The organism is Aquamicrobium sp. LC103, from assembly GCF_001014615.2.
In the GTDB taxonomy this organism is placed as follows: Bacteria; Pseudomonadota; Alphaproteobacteria; order Rhizobiales; family Rhizobiaceae; genus LBCQ02.
On sequence record NZ_LBCQ02000012.1, the window covers coordinates 233,950 to 254,411 of the forward strand.

Below are 20,462 nucleotides of genomic sequence, written 5' to 3' on the forward strand. Positions count from 1 at the left end.
CGTGGGTTCCCTAAGGCTCGAAAACATCAAGAAATCCTTCGGTCAGGTCGAGGTGCTCAAGGGTATCGACCTTGACGTGAAGGAGGGCGAATTCATTGTCTTTGTCGGGCCTTCGGGCTGCGGCAAGTCCACGCTGCTGCGCATCGTCGCCGGGCTCGAGGATGCCACCTCGGGCGAGGTGCTGATCGACGGCGCGAAGGTCAACACCGTCCCGCCGGCCAAGCGCGGCATTGCGATGGTATTTCAGACCTACGCGCTCTATCCGCATCTCACCGTGCGCAACAATATGGGACTCGGCCTCAAGCAGGCCGGCGCGCCAGCCCCCGAGATTGCCAAGCGCATCGCCACCGCCTCGACCATGCTGTCGCTCGATCCCTATCTGGAGCGGCGGCCGGCCGAGCTTTCCGGCGGACAGCGCCAGCGGGTGGCGATCGGCCGTGCCGTGGTGCGCGAGCCGAAGCTCTTCCTGTTCGATGAGCCGCTGTCCAATCTCGATGCCGCGCTGCGCGTCAACACGCGGCTGGAGATCGCGCAGTTGCACCGGCGGCTTTCGGCGACGATGATCTACGTCACGCATGATCAGGTCGAGGCGATGACGCTGGCCGACAGGATCGTCGTGCTCAACAACGGTCACGTCGAGCAGATCGGCGCGCCGATGCAGTTGTACAACGCTCCGGCCAACGAATTCGTCGCCGGCTTCATCGGCTCGCCGAAGATGAATTTCATCGACGGCGGCCGGCTCGGCGAGAGCGTCAAGACCATCGGCGTGCGGCCGGAACACCTGTCGGTCGATGCCGCAAAAGGTGATTGGAAAGGCACCGTCATCCATGTCGAGCATCTCGGCGCCGACACCAATCTCTACATCGACACGGAAAAGGCCGGCTTGCTGACGGCACGGATTTTCGGTGAGTACCGGGCTGAACCCGGCTCGACCGTCCATGCCACGCCGGAACCCGCGAAAACCTATCGGTTTGACGAGGAAGGCAGACGCATCGAATGACGGGTACCGACGCCTTGTCCGCGAAACCGCAACCTTGCCTGCCTTTCCCACAAGTTCCATAAGATAGATTATCTGACAAACCCCCGTGCCGGGGCGCGCGGCTCAGGGCTCGCGCTGCGCGAGATTTCGCAGCGGAACCCATCCCTGCCTCCCGTCGGCTGAACGGCACCAGGCCCAGCCATGTGTTTCCATGGCAATGGAGAGTGTTTCGCCCTCGAAGCAGGTCAACTCCATCGCGGAATAGTCATGCCTGGCGTAAAGCTTGCCGTGACTGGATTGCACGATGGTGTCGGGCACCCATCCAGCCTTTCCGTCCGGTCCCTCGGCCCAAAGCCAAGCGTGTCCATCCCAGACCTCTTTCTCGCCGGTCAGACGGATCGGATCGCCGGCATTGAGCACGACCGGATCAGCGTAGGAAGCCGCATGATCCCGGATGACGGTTTTCATGTCGAGAAACTCCATGATCGCCTTTGTCACAGCCACAGAAGATTTTTGGAACGCCGTGGTCAATCCGCGTCGTTCCTTGCCGCTTCGATGAGCCAGGCGCGGAAGCTCATCATCGCCGGCGTTTCGGCGCGTGACTGCAGGCGCGTCAGCCAATAGCTGCCGATCGTCACCTCGACGTCGAATGGCTGCCGGATCGTCTCGGCGCGCAGATGGCGCGAAAACATCGATGGTGGCGCCAGGGCGACGCCTGCCCCTTGCAGCGCAGCCTCCATCATGGCGAGCGAAGAATCGAAGACGAAGCTTTTCGTCAAGGGCATGTTTGCAGGCAGCCCCGCCGCCGCAAGCCATTGCGGCCATTCATCCGCCCTGTAGGAGCGCAGGAGCGTATGCTTGGACAAATCGGCAGGTGTCTTCAGATCGTCGGCGATCGATGGCACGCACAGGACGGATAGCGGCGCCTCCAGAAGCCGCACCGCCTCAACCCCGTGCCACGCGCCCGTTCCGAAACGGATCGCATGATCGAGCCCCTCGGCGGCGATGTCGACGCGGTTGTTGTTCGTCGAAAGGCGCAGATCGATGAAAGGATGTCGCGCCTGAAAGTTCGGCAGGCGGGGCAACAGCCAGCCGACCGCGAAGGTTCCGACGGCCCCTACCCTCAGCACCTCGTGGTAATGGCCGCCTTCGAAGCGTTCCAATGTTCCCGCGATGCGATCGAAGGCGTCGCGCAGCGTCGGCAGCAGCGTCTCGCCTTCCTGCGTCAGCATCAGGCCGCGAGGAAGCCGCTTGAACAGCGCAGCCTTCAAGAGGCTCTCCAGGCTCTTCACCTGATGGCTTACGGCGGCCTGAGTGACGTTCAACTCGATCGCCGCCTTGGTGAAGCTCAGATGCCGCGCCGATGCCTCGAAGGCTCGCAGCGCGTTCAACGGCAGATGGGGTCGGACCATTCGGATACCCAAATTTTTCTAATAGCTCGCGCTAGATATCGTCGTTTGTTGGGCGGGAACGGAACTCGTATATCGGCCACGCGCATCCGATGTGGATGCCGGCGACCATTTGGGCAAGCGCGATCGATTACATGAACCATGGGGATTATGTAGCTGTTATGAAATGTTTTTCCTTTTGGCACTTTGGAATTTTCACGGCCACTTCCTTGCTCTTCGGCACGGCCGTTCAGGCGGCCGACCAAAGCCTGATCGAGAACGTCGTGAACGAGGCGGTCCGTCAGGTCATGGAAGAGAACGAAATCCCCGGAATGACCGTCGCGATCACCGTTCGGGGTGAACGACATGTCTTCAACTATGGTGTCGCTTCCAGGGAGAACGGGCGAAAGGTCACCGACAACACGCTCTTCGAGATCGGCTCCATCAGCAAGACCTTTACCGCAACGCTCGCCTCCTATGCCGAGGCGCGGAGCGCCCTCTCCTTCTCCGACAATGCCAGCGAACACCTCCCGGCGCTTGCCGGCAGCAGCTTCGACCGCATTAGCCTCCTCGATCTCGGCACCTACACGGCGGGTGGCCTGCCCTTGCAGTTTCCCGACCACGTCACCGATCGGGAAACGATGATCGCCTATTACAAGAGCTGGCGCCCAGCCCATGACACGGGCACACAGCGGCAATATTCAAATCCGAGCATCGGTCTCTTCGGCCATATCGCAGCCGCGAGTTTGAACGAGCCTTTCGATGAGTTGATGGAAGAGACCATCTTTCCAGCGTTCGGCCTGTCCAGCACCTACATTCGCGTCCCCGAGGATCGCATGGACGACTACGCCTACGGCTATTCGAAAGCCGGCAAGCCAATCCGGGTGACGCCCGGTGTTCTGGATTCGGAAGCCTATGGCGTGAAGACGAGATCGGCCGATCTGATCCGCTTCGTCGAGGCGAACATGGACGGCTCGGAACTGGACGAAACGATGCTGCATGCGATCGCCTCGACGCATACCGGCTACTACAAGGTCGGCGACATGGTGCAGGGGCTGGGATGGGAAATGTACGCCTACCCCGCAACGCTTGAAACGCTGTTGGCCGGCAACTCCTCCGACATGGCCCTCAAGCCCAACGAAGCGAGCAAGCTCGTTCCGCCGCTGGCGCCGCAAAGGGACTTGCTGATCAACAAGACCGGCTCGACCAACGGGTTCGGCGCCTATGTGGCCTTCATTCCTGCGAGGAGTGTCGGCATCGTGATGCTGGCGAACAAGAACTATCCGATTCCAGCACGGGTGAAGGTCGCCCATCGAATATTGGAAGCGCTGGCGAGCGGGTCCGGATCGGAGCAAATCCGCTGAAGGCCGCCTTTCGGGCGGCCGAACATCCAATCGGCTGCCTACGGCATGTCCGGCACGCCGGCGGGCAATTCGGCCAGGGACATGCGTTGCCATCTAGCTTTCAGGCGCGAACACCGGAACGACGAGCCCGTCTTCCTCCGCCCAAAAGCGGACCGTCACCCGTTGACCGATCGAAAGCCGCTCGGGATCGCAGTCGACGATATTGGTGAACACGGAGATTCCCTCGTCGAGCGTGACATAGGCCGGCACCTTGCCGCCGCCGCGCCGCAATATGGTGAAGCTGTAGATCGTTCCGCCGCCCGATGCGTCGACCCATTCCGTCTCGCCGCCGCCACAATGCGGGCAATGGCTGCGCGGGTACCAGTGATGCTTCCCGCAAGCCGTGCAGCGCTTGATGACGAACCGGCCATGCGCCGCCTCGCGCCAGAAATGCCCCGTCTCCGGGTTGCCGAATGTTTGCGGATCGGGCACGTGGCCCCTCGCCTCTGCCATTATCTTTGCCTTTCAAGGATAACCACGCTGCCGCCATGACGCATGGCGAGCGAGCCGCCTATGCCGCTGGCGAGCGCGAGATCGCAGCCCGGCACCTGAACGGCCGGATGCGCTTCGCCGCGCAATTGCCGCACCGCCTCGATGATCTTGGTCATGCCGCCGCGGTTGTTGGGGTGATTGTTGCAGAGCCCGCCGCCGTCGGTGTTGAAAGGCAGGCGGCCGGATCCGGATATCAGATTCCCATCAGCGACGAACCGTCCCCCCTGTCCCTTCGGACAGAAGCCGAGATCCTCGATCTGCATCAGCACCGTTATGGTAAACGAATCGTAGATCGAGGCATATTTGATGTCGTCAGGCGTCACGCCCGCCTCGGAGAAGGCGCGCGGTGCCGCCGCGGCGATCGCCGAGTAGGTCAGATCGACATGGCCTCCGTCCTGACCCTTCATCGCTTCGCCCATCCCGATCACGCCGACGAGCGGACGGGCGAGTTGCCGGGCGATCTCCGGGCTGGTGACCACAAGGGCGCCGCCGCCGTCGGTGATCACGCAGCAATCAAGGCGGTGCAGCGGGTCGGCGACCAGCGGCGAATTGACCACCTCCTCGACCGTGACGACCTCGCGCAGCAAGGCGCGGGGATTGTGTTGCGCGTGGTGCGAGGCCGCCACCTTCACCCATGCAAGCTGCTCGCTCGTGGTGCCGAATTCATGCATGTGCCGCCTGGCACACATCGCGTAAGACCCTGCGATGACGTTCCCAAAGGGCAGCTCGAAGGGAATGTCCGGTTGCGCGTGATGGTAGGGCCGCGGCGCGGTGCCGGTCGACGCACCCTCGGCGCGCGGCCGACCGCCGAGCGTCACGAGCGCGACGCTGCATTTGCCCGCGGCGATCGCCTCCACCGCATGAGCAACGTGGATCATGTAGGAGCAGCCACCGGTATCGGTGGTGTCGATGTGGCGCAGCCTCAGATTGAGATAGTCGACGATGGCGAAGGCGCCGATGCCGGGCATGTCGTTGCCGCAGAAGAAGCCGTCGACGTCGTTCAATCCGAGGCCGGCGTCGGCCAGTGCGCCGAGCGCCGATTCCGCGTGAAGCTGCGCAATGGTCTTGTCGGTTGCCAGGCGCGTCGGATGTTCATACGCGCCCATTATATAGGCGCGGCTCTTGCGTTCGGTCATTTACCGTTTCTCCGTCAGGTCCGAGCATCGATCTCGGCGAGCGAGCCGCCCGTATCGGCCAGTTCGCGCAGAAACCGGGTCGGCCGCAATTCCTCTTCTCCGAGCGTCTCGGCCATCCGGTCGAGGTCGTCGGCCAGTCTTTTCAGACCGTAGGTCTCGGCGTGATGCATCGGCCCGCCTTTGTCGCGCGGCCAACCATATCCGTGGAGGTAGACGACGTCGATGTCGCCTGGACGCTCGACCATACCTTCCTCGACGATCCGGAAACCTTCATTGATCAGGGGGAACAGCAATCGCTTGCGTATCTCCTCGCCGCCGACGCGCCGGCGGGGGACCTTCAGTCGGCCAGCCACGCCGGCAACGATCTCCAGGAGTTCGGGATCGTCGACGCCGGTTCGCACCCCTTCCGGATAGAGATAGTAGCCCTTGCCCGTCTTCTGCCCCCAGCGTCCTGCATCGGCGATCGTATCGACCGGCTCCATCCGCTCGCCCCGTGCCTTGCGCAAGCGCCAGGCGACGTCGATTCCAGCAAGATCCTGCATCTGGCAAGGTCCCATCCGGAAGCCGAAATTTGTGAGCACGGTATCGATTTCGCGTGGCGAGCAACCCTCGAGCAGCAGCTTCTGCGTCTGAACCGTGCGCTGCCAGAGCATCCGGTTGCCGACGAAACCGTAGCAGACGCCGACGACGACGGGAATCTTGCCGGTTCTTCGCGCGATATCCAGTACGCTCGCCAGCGTCTGCGGCGAAGTCGCCGCGCCTCGGACCACTTCCAGCAGCTTCATCACATTGGCCGGGCTGAAATAATGCATGCCCACGACCCGCTCCGGCCGTGCCGTCTCCCGCGCCAATGCATCGATGTCCTGATAGGATGTGTTGGAGGCCAGGATGGCATGGTCCGGCGCCAGCCGCGACAGTTCCGCGAAGATACGCTTCTTGAGGTCCATATCCTCGTAGACCGCCTCGATGACGAGATCGGCCTCGGCCACGCCTTCGGCAAGATCGGAAAACCAGCGCAGGCGGGCACGGGCAGTCTCGGCGGCACCGGCGCTCATACGTCCGCGCCCGACGAGATCGCCATAGGTGGTGTTTATGCGAGTCCTGGCCGCATCCAGACTTTCCACGGCCGCGTCGACGACACATACGGCGTATCCGGCGTTTGCCAGCGTGATGGCGATGCCGGCGCCCATCGTGCCGGCGCCGATGACCGCCACGGTATCAACCGGCCGGCGCGGTGTGTCGCTCTTGACGCCAGGGACATGACGGGCGGCGCGCTCGGCGAGAAACGCGTGGATGCGCGCCTGAGCCACCGGACTCGTGCGCAGGCGCGTGAAGGCCTCGATTTCGCGAGCGAGAGCCTCGTCAAAGTCGCGATCGAAACTGTCGGCGACTGCCGCGATCGCCGCCTGGGTTGCCGCTGTGCCGTTAGTTCCAAGCTCCGCAGCCTTGCAGTCGAAAGCCGTTCGCGCCGCTTCGATGTCGGTCATGTCTCCCGAGGGCTGACGATCCCGCGCCCGTGGCAGAAGCGACCGGGCGAGCAGCCTGTCGACCCAGGCGAATGCATGTCCCAGCAGATCGTCCTCGACCACCGCATCGACAGCGCCGAGCCGCAGCGCCTCCTCGACTTCCAAATGCCGCCCCGACACGATCATCTCCAGTGCGACCGCTGCGCCGACGAGGCGCGGCAGGCGCTGCGTTCCGCCCGCGCCTGGAATGAGGCCGAGCGTGGCTTCCGGCAGGCCTACGCGGTTTCCAGCTAAGGCGACGCGGGCATGGCATCCCAGTGCTATCTCGAAACCGCCGCCGAGCGCGGTTCCCTGCACCGCCGCGACGACGGGTTTGCGCATGCCTTCCACATGGGCGAGGAAATCGCCGATCGTCGGACCCGTGCGCGGCATGTTTATGAGCTTGATGTCGGCTCCCGCGACGAAGACCTTGCCTGTTCCGGTGAGAACGACACCTCGAATCGCCGGGTCTTCGTCCGCCTTGCGGATCAGTTCGTTGAGCGCGAGCCGCACATGTGGCGACAGCGCGTTCACCGGGGGATTGTCGACCCGCAGCACCGCGATGCCGTCGTTTACCTCGTAGACCACACCTTCGGTCATGCCGTTCCTCCTTCCGAAATGCTTCTCAAGCCGCTTGTTGCAAGGCCGGCAGCGAATGACGGATGCGCTGGCGGTGGAGGACGGGAGCTCCTAGCCAGGCGTTGAGCTGCATGATGCGCTTGACGTAGAGGCTGACGTCGCATTCGTGGGTGTAGCCGATGGCACCGTGAAGCTGGATCGCCTGCCGCGCCGCAAGAAAAGCCGCGTCGCCGCACCGGCTCTTGCAGCCGGCTACACGCGCCGCCCTGGCTTCCCCATCCGAGAAGAACCGGGCAGCGCTCGCCAGCACGGAATTCGCCAGCTCGATCCGGACGAAGAGATCTGTCGCGACGAACTGCAGCGCCTGATTGGCGCCGATCGGACGGCCGAACTGCTTGCGTTCGCGCAGATAGCCGAGGGTCATCTCGAACACCGCCTCGGCCGCGCCCACCAGCTCCGCCGAAACCGCCAGTCGCGCGAGGTCGAGGATGATGTCGAGGCAGCCTGCGCCGCGCTCGGGTCCGCAAATCACCGCGTCGTCCGTCAGCACGGCACCGTCCAGGATGACGGTCGCGAATTCGGTCTTGTCCACTCCAGTACCGGCGTGGACGGTCATCGAAGGTGCGCCGGCCGGTATCCAGCCGAGCACCACGCCCTCCGAAGTCCCCGCGGCGACGACGATCGCGTCGGCCTGGCTCGCCCAGGGCACGAAACGTAGGGTTCCGTCGATCGTCCACCCTCCGACGATTCGACGCGCCCGCGCACCGCAATGCTCGGCGTCGATGGCGCCTCCCTTCCCTTGCCAGGCCAGAGTTGCAACGATTTCTCCCGCGCAGAGCTGCTCCAGCCGGGCGGCGAAGGCTGGATTGCCTGCCTCGGCCAGGATGCCCGCCGCCAGAACGCCGCTTGCCAGCACCGGCTCGGGAAGGACCTTCCGGCCCAATTCCCGGTGCAGCGCGACGAGGTCGCCAGCGTCCAGCTCGCCCTCGGACGAGAACATCATGCCCAGCCAGCCGAGTTCGGCCATTTTCCGAAAGAATTCGCGATCGAACATGCGGGTCTCGGCCAAGGCGCGGATATCGGCCAGCGGGCGCGCCGCGAGGAATTCGGCCGCGTTGGCCCGCAGGATTCGCCGGTGCTCGGGCTCGTGGGTGGTGACCGCCTTGGCAAACATTCGCTCTCCCCTTCTGCAAGTCGCAAATCCTATTGCACGCGCGCTTCAGATGGTCAAGAATACGAATAGTGTTTTAATATGTGAATAAACAAGGAGGAAGGCCATGGCCCATTACGACTATGCCGGGACATCGGTATTCGTCGCGGGAGGGACGAGCGGCATCAATCTGGGCATCGCCGACGCCTTTGCCCGGGCGGGCGCCAAGGTGGCGGTGATGAGCCGCAGCACGGAACGCGTCGATGCCGCCGTCCGGCAGCTCTCGCGCCATGGCCGCAAAACACTGGGGCATGCGGGAGACGTGCGAGACATCGATCAGGTGCGGGCCGCCATGCAGGTCGCGCATGATGCGCATGGCCCGTTCGACGTTCTCGTCTCCGGCGCCGCCGGCAATTTCCTGTGCCCGGCGCTCGACCTGTCGCCAAACGGGTTCAAGGTCGTCATCGACATCGACCTCATCGGGACGTTCCATGTCATGCGCGCGGGCTTCGATTTCGCGCGCCGGCCGGGTGCCTCCTTCATCAATATTTCCGCGCCGCAATCCGTGTCCCCTGCCCCCATGCAGGTGCATGTCTGCGCAGCCAAGGCCGGGCTCGACCAGATCATGCGGGTTCTTGCACTGGAATGGGGCGAGCACGGCGTACGCGTCAATTCGATCATGCCCGGACCGATCGAGGGAACGGAAGGGTTGAGCCGGCTGCTGACGGAGACGGAGCGGCCGCAATTCGAAAGCCGGGTTCCCATGCGGCGCGTGGGACAAAAGGAGGACGTTGCCAACATGGCGCTTTTCCTCGGCTCGCCGTTGGCGAGCTACGTCACCGGCGCGCTGATCCCCGTCGATGGCGGAGTCTCGCTTCTCGGTGGCCGCAACTATGCGGGCACGCCCGCGCCGACCCCCCGCGATTGAAAAACTCCAGCATAGATAGACGAGAAGGATCGAGAAATGACCGAACAGGTTGTCACCCGCGAACTGCGCGACGGAGTCGCGATCTGGCATATGAACCTGCCGCACCTGCGCAATCCGTTGTCGAGCGAGTTGAAGGCCGCCTTCGCCGAAGGCATCGCCGACTTCGCCAAGGATGGCGAACAACGCGTTCTGGTCATCACCGGCAGAGACGGCGCATTCTGCGCCGGCGGGGACCTGCGCACGATGGACAGCACGCCGGGAACCGTGGCCACGCGCCAGCGCATGCAGGTCTCCCATGCCTTCGTCCGCGGCTTCGCACGGGTCGAGAAGCCGATCATCATGGCGGTCAACGGCGCCGCGGTCGGCGCCGGCGCCTCGCTGGCCATGCTGGGCGACGTCGTCATCGCTTCCGAATCGGCCTATTTCGCCGCCGGGTTTCCCCGTGTCGGCGTATTGCCGGATCTCGGCCTGCTCTGGACGTTGCCGCGCGCCATCGGCTTGATTCGGGCCAAGGACTTCGTGCTGAGCAACCGCACCTACAAGGCCCGCGAGGCGCTGGAGATCGGCATGATCAGCCGCGTGCTGCCGGATGAAGGCTTCCTCGACCAGGTGGTGGAGCTTGCCGCTTCCATCGCGCGGGGACCGGCTGTATCACTCGGCATGTCCAAGCTGCTCATGGATCTCGGCCTGGACGACACTCTTGACGCCTACCTGCTTCGCGAGGAAATGGCACAGGCTGTCGTATTCGGCACTGAAGACTTCCGCGAGGGCACGCTCGCATTCCGCGAGAAGCGCAAGCCGGCGTTCAGGGGACGGTGACGAAATACGTGCAGACAGGCCTTGCAGAAAGACAGCCACGAAAGCCGGGAACGGAATGAACGAGAAACAAGCCACTCATCACGCCACACCCCGCTCGGCCGATCGGCTGCTGGCCATATTGGAGATGCTTGCCGAGGACGAGCGCGGTTGCACCCTCGCCGCCTTGAGCAAGCGCATGGGGACCCCCAAGAGCAGTGTCCTCAACCTCATGCGCGCGCTCACGCAGGCAGGCTATGTCGATCATGTCGAGGGCGTTTACCGGCTGGGAGGGCGCGCTTTCCGGCTGGCCTCGGCGATCGTCGCGCGCAGGCGCTTTCCAGAGGCTGCCCTGCCGATCCTGCGGCGCCTGGCGGAGACCACCTCAGAGACGGCGATGATCTGCGAGATGGCCCCCGGAGGCGACGAGTTCGTCTACATCGCGAAGGCGGAATCGACGCAGGCGCTGCGCTTCGCCGCAACCGTGGGTGACCGGCGTCCGCTCTACGCGACGGCGGGAGGGCTGGTGCTGCTCGCCTATTTGCCCAAGCGTTTCGTGGACGACTATCTGAGCCGCACGACGTTCAGCAAACTCACGCCTTACACCAAGACGAAGCGTGCGGACATCGAGACCATGCTGCAGGAAGTCCGCGAACGCGGCTACGCGTTGACCACAGCCGGTTCGACGCTTGGCCTCACGGGGATCGCCGCGCCGATCTTCGGCACCGGCGGGCTGGTCGGTGGCGTCGTGCTCGGCATCCCGACGGAGCGTTACCAGCTTCACAGCCAGGAACTGATCGCGGAGACCTGCGCGGCGGCGCGGGATATCTCGGAAGTTCTGGGCCAGATCAGCCAGACACAATCCGTCTGAAAAGCGACGGGCGCCGCGCCGTCGGCGCCCCCGTCCCGTTTTCTACATCCGGCTCGGCAGCATCAGAACGATCTGCGGGAAGGCCGTCAGCAGCAGCACGACGACGATCTCCGCCGCGATGAACCAGGTCAGGCCGCGAAAGATCGTCCCGAGACTGATGCTGTCGCCGACGATCCCCTTCACGACGAAGGCGTTCAGTCCGACCGGCGGGGTGATCAGTCCGATCTCGATGAACTTGACGACCATGATGCCCATCCAGACCTTGTCGTAACCGGCGGATTCGAAGAAGGGCAGGAAGATCGGCACCGTCAGAAGCAGGAGCCCGAGCGGATCGAGAAACATGCCGAGGATCAAATAGACCGTCGCGACGAAGAGCAGCAGCAGCGCCGGACTGAACGCCATCGTTTCGGCAAGTCCTGCCATGTATTGCGGCAGGCCGCAGAAGGTCAGGAAACGGCTGAAGAAGATCGCCCCGAACGATATGAACAGGATCGAGGAGGTGCTCTTCAGGGCCTCCACGACCGAAGAGCTGATCACGCCCATGGTCAGCGTCCGGTTGACCGCCGCCATCGCGAGCGCCGCGAGCGCGCCCACGGCCGCCGCCTCGGTGGTGGTGGCAAGCCCTGTGTAGAGCGAGACGATGACGATCAGGATCAGGATGGGAAGCTGCCAGATTTCGGTCAGTACCTTGAAGCGCTCGCCCCAGGTCACTTTCTCGATGAGCGGGGGCGCGAGCTTCGGGTTCCATGAACAGCGCGCAACGATCATGATGGCATAGACGACCGCCGTGAGGATGCCGGGCAGGATGCCGGCGATGAACAGCTTGCCGATCGAGGTCTCCGTCATCATGCCGAAGATGATCAGCATGATGCTCGGCGGAATCAGCGAGCCGAGCGTGCCGGCGGCCGCGACCACGCCCGTGGCGAGGCCCGGATCGTAATCGTAGCGGCGCATTTCCGGGATGGTGAGGCGGCCCATGGATGCAGCCGTCGCCATGCTCGAGCCGGAAGCGGCCGCGAAGCCCGCGCATCCGAAATTGGTGGCGACCGCCAACCCTCCCGGAAGCCGCGAGAACCAGAGCCGCATCGCCCGGAAGAGGCTGGTGGTCAGGCCGGAGTAATAGGCGATCGCCCCCATCAGCAGGAACATGGGGACGGACGACAGTTCCCACTTCGCGACGAAGGCATAGGGCATGCTGCGCGCCGCGCCGTAAACGGCATCGAAGCCGCGCACGAGGCCGATACCGACGAGCGACACCGCTCCCAGCGCGACGGCGATGGGCACACGCAGCGCCAGCAGAACGAGCAGCACGACGATTCCGGAGAATCCGATCATCAAAGGTGTCATTTTTCAGGCTCCGGATCAGTGGGCCGCGGGATCGGGCGGAGGCAGGCGGAAGCCCGAACGGAAACTCTCGGCGAGCTGTGCGAGGATTACGAGGCACATGGCGGCAAGGCCGAGGGGCACCAGAAGGCGGGTCGGCCACAGCGGAAAATCGGTCTGGATGACCGTGACGACCTCGTTGCGCGTGAACGAGCGTACGGTCTCCTGCCAGCCCCACCACCCGATGAACGCGACATAGGCGAGCGTGAAGAGCTGCGCGCCCCGGTCCACCCAAAGGCTGACCTTCGGTGGCATCAGTTGCGAGATGACTTCCACGATCACATGCCCCCGCTCTTCCTGGACGCGCCCGAGCGGCAGGAACACGACCGCCACCATGTAAAAATAGGTGACGTATTCGAGTGTGCCGACGATCGGCGTGCCCAGCAGGCGCCGGCTCAGAACGTCGGCGCAGATGTGCAGCATCATGGCGATCATCGCGATGATCCCTGCAATCATCAGCAGGGAGGTGCCCGCCCGGACGGGGCCGGACGGTACCTTTTGTTCGGCTATCGTGGTCATGGCCGCTCAGTCGATCTTGTCGTAGATTTCGGTCTTCAGGGCGGTCGCGTATTTGCTCCAGTCATCGCCCGTCTGCGTCATTACGCCGTCCCACTTCGTTATAAGCTCCTGAAATTTGGCGAACAGCGCCTCGGGCTCCTCGACGCCCCGGCTTCCGGCGAGTTCGCCGATGCGCTTGAGTTCGTCATGCTTGAAAGTTTCGAGGGCCTTGACGAGCGCCGGATCGGGCTCGGCAAAGACGACGCCGGCGTCTGTCGCCACCTTGCGTGCATGCGCGTCCTCCGCGATCGCGCCTTCGGTCAGATTGGCCATGGCCTGCGGGATGTTGCCGATGAAGGCTTTCTTCTCCTCGTCGGAGAGCCCTTCCCATACCGAGCTGTTCAGATTGAACACATGGGCGCCGTGGAAGGTGCCGATCGGCAGGTCGACGACATATTTGGCGACCTCGTAGAGCGAATAATTGGTCAGCGCCGGTACGTTGATCAGCGTGCAATCCACCTGTCCGCGCTGCAACGCCTCATACTGTTCGCCCGAGGTGATGTTGACGGGCGTCGCGCCGATCGAGGTCGCGAACACCGCCCAGGCGCCCGTGGCGCGGATGCGCGCGCCCTTCAGCGATTCGAGCGTCTCGAACGGCTTGTTGCAGATCAGATGATAGGGCGAGCTGGCGTAGACGGCCATGATCTTGAGATTGTTGTCCTCGCCTTCCTTCAGGCAGGACGGACAATTGAGAAGCTGCATCTCGTTGATTGCGGCCGTCATCACGGCCGCATCGGACCCCAACATCGCGAGCTCCGTAAGGATCGTGCTCGTCTTCAGGTCGTTCGGGGTATAAAAATCGACGATCGTCGACATGTCGATCAGCCCGTCGCGGATCCCCTGCAGAGAGTCGCGTCCGCTGACCAGCGTGCCGTCGGCCGCGAGCTCGAAGGTCAGCGAGCCGCCCGTATCCTTCTCGACCGCACGCATCCACGGGATGACGCTGGCAACGTTCGTCGCATGTCGCGCGGAGAGGTAAGTTCCGTAGGTAAGCGTCTTCGCCTCGGCAATCATCGGAGCCAGGGCGACAGCCGCGCCAGCGGCAGCAATGCGGATCGCATGTTTCATGTTGTTCCTCCCGAAAACACGCCGCGCCATTAGGGGGCGGATCGTGCAAATCTCCCAAATCCGGCACCGAAAAGGTCCCTCCCGGTCGGGTGCAATATGCGTAGCAGGCGGCACCCTATCGTTCAAGAATAAAAATGATGTTCTGATAATTGACCGATTGAAAGGCGCCAGCTACGCTCTTCATGTTCCGCGCGAGAGAACCCGTTGGGCGCGGGAACGAGGGGAGAGCATGCCGACATGACCGACTATAATTCCATGCCAGAAGCCGAATTCCGCGCCATGGTGCGCGAATTCGTGACCAGCGCCTTTCCGCCGGATTTGCTGCACGTCGCGCGCCGCGTCGGTCCGCTCGAAGTGACGGACTACAACCGGCGGATGGCGAAGAAGGGCTGGATAGCGCCGGCATGGCCAGTCGAATATGGCGGAATGGGGCTCGACATCGCCCACCAGATCGCCTTCGCGGAAGAGCTGAGCGCCATCGGTGTTCCGCGCCTGCACGAGATGGGTCTGGTCATGCTTGGTCCACTCTTGATGCAATTCGGCACCGATGAGCAGAAGAAGCGCTACCTGCCGAAGATCGTCAGCGCCGAGCATGTCTGGTGCCAGGGATATTCCGAGCCAAATGCCGGCTCCGACCTCGCTTCGCTCCGGCTCGCGGCCGTGCGGGAAGACGCCGAATGGATCCTCAACGGTCAGAAGATCTGGACCACCATGGCGCATCAGTCCAACATGATGTTCATGCTGGCCAGGACCGACCCGGCGCCACGCATCCGCCAGGAGGGCATCAGCTTTTTCCTCGTCGATCTTTCCACCCCCGGCATCACCGTCCGCCCCATACGCACCCTCTCCGACGAGTTGGAGTTCTGCGAGGTGTTCTTCGACAATGTGCGGGTGCCGGCCGAAAACCTCGTCGGCGAACTGCACAAGGGCTGGACCATCGCGAAGGCCCTGCTCGGCCACGAAAGGCTGTTCGTTGGGAGTCCGCGCTATCTGAAGGGAGCGATCGACCGGCTCGACGCACTGGCTGCCACGGCCGGCGGAGAAGCGCCCGGTTTCAGTGCCGAACGCTATACGAAGCTGCGCCTCGACTACGAGGACTTCCTGGCGCTCTACGCCGACTATTCCAATTTCGTGAAGAATGGCGGCGAGCTCGGCGCCGAAGCCTCGATCCTGAAGTTGATCAGCTCGGAAACCTACCAGGCGGTCACCGAGGAAATCCTGGCCATCACCGGCGAGGCGGGCGTTACGGCCGATGGCGGCAATGCCGAGCAGGTGGAAGGGGCCACGATGTTCTTCCAGTCGCGTCCATCGACGATTGCCGGCGGCACCAGCCAGGTGCAGCGCGGCATCATCGCCAAGGCGGTTCTCAACCTTCCTTCCGCCTGACGTCCGCCTGCTTCCCGGTCCATCCTCACCGGCATCAAGGTATCCACATGAGCGACGCTTATGATTTTTCGTCCATCAACTACCTGCTGAACCCCGCATCCGTCGCGGTGATCGGCGCTTCGGCGGACCGAAGCCGCATTGGCGGACGGCCGATCTGGTGGATGCTGGAAGCCGGCTTCAATGGCGCGATCTACCCCGTGAACCCCAACCGCCGGGAAATCCAGGGACTCGAAGCCTACCCGTCGATCGAGGAACTGCCTGAGACGCCCGAGGCGGCGATCGTCGCCGTCCCTGCGCCGCAGGTTGCCGATACATTGCGTTCGCTCGGCCGGCGCGGCTGCCGCGCCGCCGTCGTCTTTTCCTCCGGCTTCGCCGAGATGGGCAGCGAGGGCGCCGCGGCCCAGGCCGAGCTCGCCTCCATCGCACGCGAGTTCGGGTTGCGCATGCTCGGCCCCAATTCGCTCGGCATGTTCAATGCGCGCTGCGCCTGGTTTCCCACCTTCACGACGACCTTCGAATCCGGGTGGCCGCTCGACGGCGGCGTCAGCATCGTCAGCCAGTCGGGTGCCTTCGGCTCGCACCTGGCGACACTGGCACGCAATGCGGGCATCGGCGCGCCGCTCTGCGTGATGACCGGCAACGAAGCCGACGTGTCGGTAGGCGAGGTAATCGGATGCCTCGCCGCCGACCCGAATACCCGCGTCATCGCCGCCTACATGGAAGGCATCAAGAACGGTCGCACCTTGATGGCCGGCCTGGCCGCCGCCAGGGAGGCGGGCAAGCCGGTATTTGTCATGAAGGTCGGCCGCAGCCGGCTCGGCGCCCAGGCGGCCGCCTCCCACACCGCCTCCATCGCCGGCGACGACAAGGTCGCCGACGCGATATTCGAGGAGTTCGGCGCCATCCGCGTGCAATCGGCCGACCAGCTCCTGGATTTCGCCCGTGTCGCGGCACACGGCATCTATCCCGCACCCAACAGGCTCGGCGTGCTGACGGTGAGCGGCGGCGCCGGAGTGCTGATGAGCGACGCGGCCGATGAACGCGGCGTGTCGATGCCGGAAATGCCGTCTGAAACGCAGCGGCGCCTGCAGGCCGTCCTTCCCTTCGCCTCGTTCCGCAATCCGGTCGACTGCACCGCCCATATCGTCAACGATTCTTCGCTGCTCCACACCTGTCTCGAAGCGATGACGACCGAGGCGGATTACTCGTCGATCATCGCCTTCTTCGCCCAGGTCGCCGGTACGGAGAGTTTCGGCAAGCTGCTTTACGAGGAGCTTTCGGAGAAGCGGCGGCGCTTTCCCCATATCCTGATCGTCCTCGTGGCCGTGCTTTCCCGAGTACAGGCCCGCCGCTACGAAGAGATCGGCGTGGCGGTGTTCGAGGACGCGGACAGGGCCGTCGCCGCCGTGGCCGCGATGGGCCGCATCGGCGCGAGCCTCGCATCACGGGCAACCACCATCGCCACGGCGGCCGCGCCAGAAGTCGTTCTGCCGAAGAACACGCCCAGCGAAGCCGAGGCCAAGAGGCTGCTGGCCGCGCATGGCATCGCATTCCCAGAAGAGCAGGCCTGCGCCAGCGCGGAGGAAGCGGTCGCGGCGGCGGAGCGCATCGGCTATCCCTTGGTGCTGAAGATCCTCTCGCCCGACATCCATCACAAGACGGAGATCGGAGGCGTCTTGCTCGGCGTCGTGGACGCCCCCGCGGTGAGGGAAGGCTACGCGACGCTGATGGAACGCGCGCGACGAGGCGCGCCGGGCGCGCGGATCGAAGGTGTCCTCGTCGCGCGGCAAGTTGCCGGCGGCACGGAGGCGATCATGGGGATCAAGCACGATCCCGTGTTCGGCCCGATCGCGGTGTTCGGCCCCGGCGGCATCTTCACCGAGCTGATGGACGACTCCGTGCTGCGCCGTTGCCCCTTCTCCGAGATGGAGGCGCGCGCGATGATCGAGAGGACGCGCATGGCGGCCATGCTCAAGGGCGCTCGAGGCAAACCGCCGGCGGACATCGACGCCGCGGCAAAGCTGTTGTCCAGCCTATCCCGCTTCGCCGCCGGCGCCGACGCGCGCCTTGCTGGCATAGATCTCAATCCGGTCGTGATATTGGAACAGGGCAAGGGAGCACTGGCTCTCGATGCGCTTGTCGAGGTGGTGCCTGCTCCCTAGCCGCCCGGTTTTCTGGATCAGCTCCGTATCGAGGGCGGCGGGAGTTCACGCGCCTCCACGAGACGGCGCGTGACGACGAAGGGCGCGGCCGCCAGGAAAACGGCGAAACAAGCAACGATGAAAGCCGCTGTGTAGTCGCCCGTAAGATCGTGCAGCACGCCGGAAAGCCATGCTCCAAAGGCCGACCCGAACGACATGATCATGAAGATCAGGCCGTAGATCGAACTGACTTTCCCCCGCGCGAAGATGCGGGCGTTGAGCGCGCTGATGACGGGGCCACGCGCGCCCTGGCTGGTTCCGAAGGCCAGCATGTAGAGCAGCACCCAACCGGCATGCGGCCAGAAGGCAAAGAAGCAGAGACCGGCGATGCCGATAAAGGTGCCGACGAAAGACACGACCGTAGCGCGGCGCACTCCGAAGCGCACCATCGCCCAGCCTGACATCATGACGCCACAGATCGACAGCATGCCGGCAATTCCGAAGGCGAGCGCCGCGTCGAGCGGCGGATAGCCGCGGTCGATCAGGAAGGCGATCACCTGCACGGAGGTGAGATAGGCGGCGACCGCCGTGAAGAAGAAGGCCTGCACCAGAAGCCAGAACTCGAGCGTCCCGATGGCCGAGCGGACCGTCCATTGCGCATGGGTTTCGCCGGTCCGCGCAGCGTTTGAGCGTTGCGCCGGTGCGCGGGCGCGTGGGTTGCCGGGCGCACCGACCGCGATGCGGCTCCATGGCAGGAGAAGCAGCAGCGGAACCATCGCAAGCAGGCACATGAACATGATGCCGTAGGTCTCGCGCCATCCGAACGCATCGATGCCCGCCTGCGCCAGCGGCACCACCAGCAGCATGCCGGAGCCGAAACCGGCATAGGCGAGCGCAACGCCGACGCTCATCTGGCGATCGAACCAGCGGCCGATCAGCGCCGCCGCCGGAACCATGCCCATCAGCGACGAGGCCATTCCGCACATCACGCCGATCGCCAGGTAGAGCTGCCACATCGCCGACGTCTGCGAGGCGAGCAGCATGGCACCGGCCATCAGCGCGACGCCGGCCAGATAAGAGAGGTGTGGCCCCCAGCCGTCGAGAATGGCGCCCGTGAGCGGCGACATCACGCCGAGCGTGATCAGATAGGCCGAATAGACCTGGGTGAGGTCGGAATGGCGCCAGCCGAACTCGCGTTCCAGCGGAAGCATGAACACCAGGTAGGTGTCGACCACGCCACGAGCCACGAAGTTGCAGGCGAAGCCGATGACGACGACGAGCACGGCAATGCGCGTCGTGCTCCAGAATCCCGGCTGCGCATCCCTGTCAGCCGTCGTCATGCGCGCATCACTCCCCTGCTGTTGCGAGGATGTTGCGCGCCGCCCGCTCGTGCGGCTTGTCGATCATCTTGCCGTCGATCTGAACGACGCCCTGGTCCGGATTGTCCTCGAACGCCCGCACCACCGACCGCGCCCAGGCGATTTCCGCCTCCGTCGGTTGGAATGCGGCGTTGACCGGATCGACATGGCTGGGATGGATGACTGCCTTGGCGGAAAAGCCGTCGCGACGGGCGGCGCGGGCCTCGGCCGCCACATAGTCGAGGTCGCCAAGATTGGTGCAGACCGTGTCGATGGCCGCGACGCCGGCGGCCGACGCCGCCATCAGGCAGAGATTGCGGGCGAGCAGAAACGGACCGCTATAGACCTCGCCGTCGCGATTGCCGGTGGCGTTTATCGAGGCCGTCAGATCCTCAGCCCCCCAGAGCAGGCCGCGCAAACGCGGATGCGGCCGATAGGTGGAAAGCCCCAGCACCGATTCGCCGGTCTCGGTCGCCACCGCGATCACGCCGACTGTTCCCCTCTCCCGCCCATTGGCAACCTCGAAGGCGGACAAGTAGTGGTCGAGCACGTCGAGGTCGTGGCCGCCGCGACACTTCGGAAGCATGACGGCATCGGGCGCGTGCGGCATCACCGCGGCGAGGTCGTCGAGCGTCGATCCGGTATCGAATGCATTGACGCGGACGACGAGAATCTTGCCGGCGCGCTCGGAGCGCAGCATCTCGGCGACGGTTTCGCGCGCCTCGGCCTTTGCGGACGCCGCGACGGAGTCCTCCAGATCGAGTACCAGAGCGTTGGCGGCGGTGCCGATCGCCTTGGCGAATTTCCTCGGGCTGTCGCCCGGCACGAACAGGAGCGAACGCATCACGCCACCGGCATTTTGCGCATCATGCCGCTGCGGCGGCAGGAGGCGACGATTTCGCCACGCTGGTTGGTGCAGATATGCTCGAACTCGACGATGCCGGCATTGGGGCGCGAGGCGCTTTCGCGCTTGCTGACGATCTTGGTTCGGGCGCGCAGCGTGTCTCCGGCGAAAACCGGCTTCGGAAAGCGCACGTCGGTCATCCCGAGATTGCCGATCGTGGTGCCTAGCGTCGTGTCCTGCACCGACATCCCGACCATAATGGCGAGTGTATAAAGGGAATTGAAGAGCGGCTGCCCCCATTCCGTGCCCGCGGAAAAATGATTGTCCACATGCAATGGCTGGGGATTCATCGTCATCAGGCTGAAGGAAATGTTGTCATGCTCGGTGACTGTCCGCGAAAGCGGATGTTCATATTCTTTCCCAACCTCGAATTCCTCATAATAGAGTCCGGCCAATTTCCTCTCTCCTATGCTTCTTGTGTTTTCTAAATCTGTGCGC

19 protein-coding genes are annotated in these 20,462 nt (G+C 64.1%); 7 read left to right on the plus strand and 12 right to left on the minus strand.

The window, feature by feature from the left end; translation table 11 throughout:
* Position 1 precedes the first annotated feature (1 nt).
* Positions 2–1,000 carry an ATP-binding cassette domain-containing protein gene (locus XW59_RS22915; RefSeq protein ID WP_047147845.1) on the plus strand — a complete coding sequence of 333 codons (999 nt, stop codon included), beginning with the start codon at positions 2–4 and terminating at the stop codon, positions 998–1,000.
* 102 nt (positions 1,001–1,102) lie between these two features.
* Here the strand turns inward: XW59_RS22915 and XW59_RS22920 are convergent, their stop codons facing one another.
* Both XW59_RS22920 and XW59_RS22925 read right to left on the minus strand, forming a co-directional pair.
* The gene (locus XW59_RS22920) at positions 1,103–1,510 is read right to left on the minus strand and encodes an SH3 domain-containing protein (protein WP_246666176.1); all 408 of its coding nucleotides are present in this window, start codon (positions 1,508–1,510) and stop codon (positions 1,103–1,105) included.
* The gene (locus XW59_RS22925) at positions 1,507–2,391 is read right to left on the minus strand and encodes a LysR family transcriptional regulator (protein WP_047147843.1); all 885 of its coding nucleotides are present in this window, start codon (positions 2,389–2,391) and stop codon (positions 1,507–1,509) included. Before XW59_RS22925 ends, XW59_RS22920 begins: the two co-directional genes overlap by 4 nt.
* Before the next feature lie 158 nt (positions 2,392–2,549).
* On the opposite strand from XW59_RS22925, the gene ampC reads away from it, so the two are divergent.
* Entirely contained in the window at positions 2,550–3,731 is a 1,182-nt protein-coding gene (gene ampC / locus XW59_RS22930; RefSeq protein ID WP_047148043.1) for a class C beta-lactamase, read from the plus strand.
* Positions 3,732–3,824: 93 nt separating this feature from the next.
* On the opposite strand, the gene XW59_RS22935 is transcribed toward ampC, so the two are convergent.
* Genes XW59_RS22935 through XW59_RS22950 form a run of 4 tightly spaced genes read right to left on the minus strand, consistent with a single transcriptional unit; the run spans position 3,825 to position 8,656 of the window.
* The gene (locus XW59_RS22935; RefSeq protein ID WP_047147842.1) at positions 3,825–4,223 is read right to left on the minus strand and encodes an OB-fold domain-containing protein; all 399 of its coding nucleotides are present in this window, start codon (positions 4,221–4,223) and stop codon (positions 3,825–3,827) included.
* Entirely contained in the window at positions 4,223–5,398 is a 1,176-nt protein-coding gene (locus XW59_RS22940) for a thiolase domain-containing protein (protein ID WP_047147841.1), read from the minus strand. The genes XW59_RS22935 and XW59_RS22940 overlap by 1 nt, the downstream gene beginning before the upstream one ends.
* Before the next feature lie 14 nt (positions 5,399–5,412).
* Positions 5,413–7,503 (minus strand): 3-hydroxyacyl-CoA dehydrogenase NAD-binding domain-containing protein, encoded by a 2,091-nt coding sequence (locus XW59_RS22945; protein ID WP_047147840.1) that lies wholly within the window; start codon positions 7,501–7,503, stop codon positions 5,413–5,415.
* Between the two features lie 25 nt (positions 7,504–7,528).
* Positions 7,529–8,656 carry an acyl-CoA dehydrogenase gene (locus tag XW59_RS22950; RefSeq protein ID WP_047147839.1) on the minus strand — a complete coding sequence of 376 codons (1,128 nt, stop codon included), beginning with the start codon at positions 8,654–8,656 and terminating at the stop codon, positions 7,529–7,531.
* Positions 8,657–8,759: 103 nt separating this feature from the next.
* On the opposite strand from XW59_RS22950, the gene XW59_RS22955 reads away from it, so the two are divergent.
* From XW59_RS22955 to XW59_RS22965, 3 genes are read left to right on the plus strand one after another with little or no spacing between them, the layout of a single operon-like run.
* Positions 8,760–9,560: an SDR family oxidoreductase gene (locus XW59_RS22955; protein WP_047147838.1), complete on the plus strand. Its 801-nt coding sequence runs from the start codon at positions 8,760–8,762 to the stop codon at positions 9,558–9,560.
* Positions 9,561–9,596: 36 nt separating this feature from the next.
* Entirely contained in the window at positions 9,597–10,379 is a 783-nt protein-coding gene (locus XW59_RS22960; RefSeq protein ID WP_052958379.1) for an enoyl-CoA hydratase-related protein, read from the plus strand.
* A 55-nt stretch (positions 10,380–10,434) separates the two neighbouring features.
* Positions 10,435–11,226, plus strand: coding sequence for an IclR family transcriptional regulator (locus XW59_RS22965; protein WP_052958377.1), 792 nt, complete (start codon positions 10,435–10,437; stop codon positions 11,224–11,226).
* 42 nt (positions 11,227–11,268) lie between these two features.
* Here XW59_RS22965 and XW59_RS22970 read toward each other — a convergent pair whose 3' ends face one another.
* From XW59_RS22970 to XW59_RS22980, 3 genes are read right to left on the minus strand one after another with little or no spacing between them, the layout of a single operon-like run.
* The gene (locus tag XW59_RS22970; protein WP_137327080.1) at positions 11,269–12,573 is read right to left on the minus strand and encodes a TRAP transporter large permease; all 1,305 of its coding nucleotides are present in this window, start codon (positions 12,571–12,573) and stop codon (positions 11,269–11,271) included.
* A gap of 15 nt (positions 12,574–12,588) precedes the next feature.
* Positions 12,589–13,128 (minus strand): TRAP transporter small permease, encoded by a 540-nt coding sequence (locus tag XW59_RS22975; RefSeq protein ID WP_047147836.1) that lies wholly within the window; start codon positions 13,126–13,128, stop codon positions 12,589–12,591.
* A 6-nt stretch (positions 13,129–13,134) separates the two neighbouring features.
* The gene (locus XW59_RS22980) at positions 13,135–14,235 is read right to left on the minus strand and encodes a C4-dicarboxylate TRAP transporter substrate-binding protein (protein ID WP_170990201.1); all 1,101 of its coding nucleotides are present in this window, start codon (positions 14,233–14,235) and stop codon (positions 13,135–13,137) included.
* 237 nt (positions 14,236–14,472) lie between these two features.
* Here XW59_RS22980 and XW59_RS22985 point away from each other — a divergent pair, with 237 nt between their 5' ends.
* Both XW59_RS22985 and XW59_RS22990 read left to right on the plus strand, forming a co-directional pair.
* The gene (locus tag XW59_RS22985; protein WP_047147834.1) at positions 14,473–15,621 is read left to right on the plus strand and encodes an acyl-CoA dehydrogenase family protein; all 1,149 of its coding nucleotides are present in this window, start codon (positions 14,473–14,475) and stop codon (positions 15,619–15,621) included.
* Between the two features lie 47 nt (positions 15,622–15,668).
* Complete coding sequence (locus tag XW59_RS22990) at positions 15,669–17,783, plus strand: acetate--CoA ligase family protein (protein WP_047147833.1); 2,115 nt, start codon at positions 15,669–15,671, stop codon at positions 17,781–17,783.
* 17 nt (positions 17,784–17,800) lie between these two features.
* Here the strand turns inward: XW59_RS22990 and XW59_RS22995 are convergent, their stop codons facing one another.
* Genes XW59_RS22995 through XW59_RS23005 form a run of 3 tightly spaced genes read right to left on the minus strand, consistent with a single transcriptional unit; the run spans position 17,801 to position 20,419 of the window.
* Positions 17,801–19,102, minus strand: coding sequence for an MFS transporter (locus XW59_RS22995; RefSeq protein ID WP_047147832.1), 1,302 nt, complete (start codon positions 19,100–19,102; stop codon positions 17,801–17,803).
* Between the two features lie 7 nt (positions 19,103–19,109).
* Positions 19,110–19,964 (minus strand): CoA ester lyase, encoded by an 855-nt coding sequence (locus tag XW59_RS23000; RefSeq protein WP_047147831.1) that lies wholly within the window; start codon positions 19,962–19,964, stop codon positions 19,110–19,112.
* Entirely contained in the window at positions 19,964–20,419 is a 456-nt protein-coding gene (locus tag XW59_RS23005) for a MaoC family dehydratase (protein ID WP_047147830.1), read from the minus strand. Before XW59_RS23005 ends, XW59_RS23000 begins: the two co-directional genes overlap by 1 nt.
* Between the last annotated feature and the right edge of the window lie 43 nt (positions 20,420–20,462).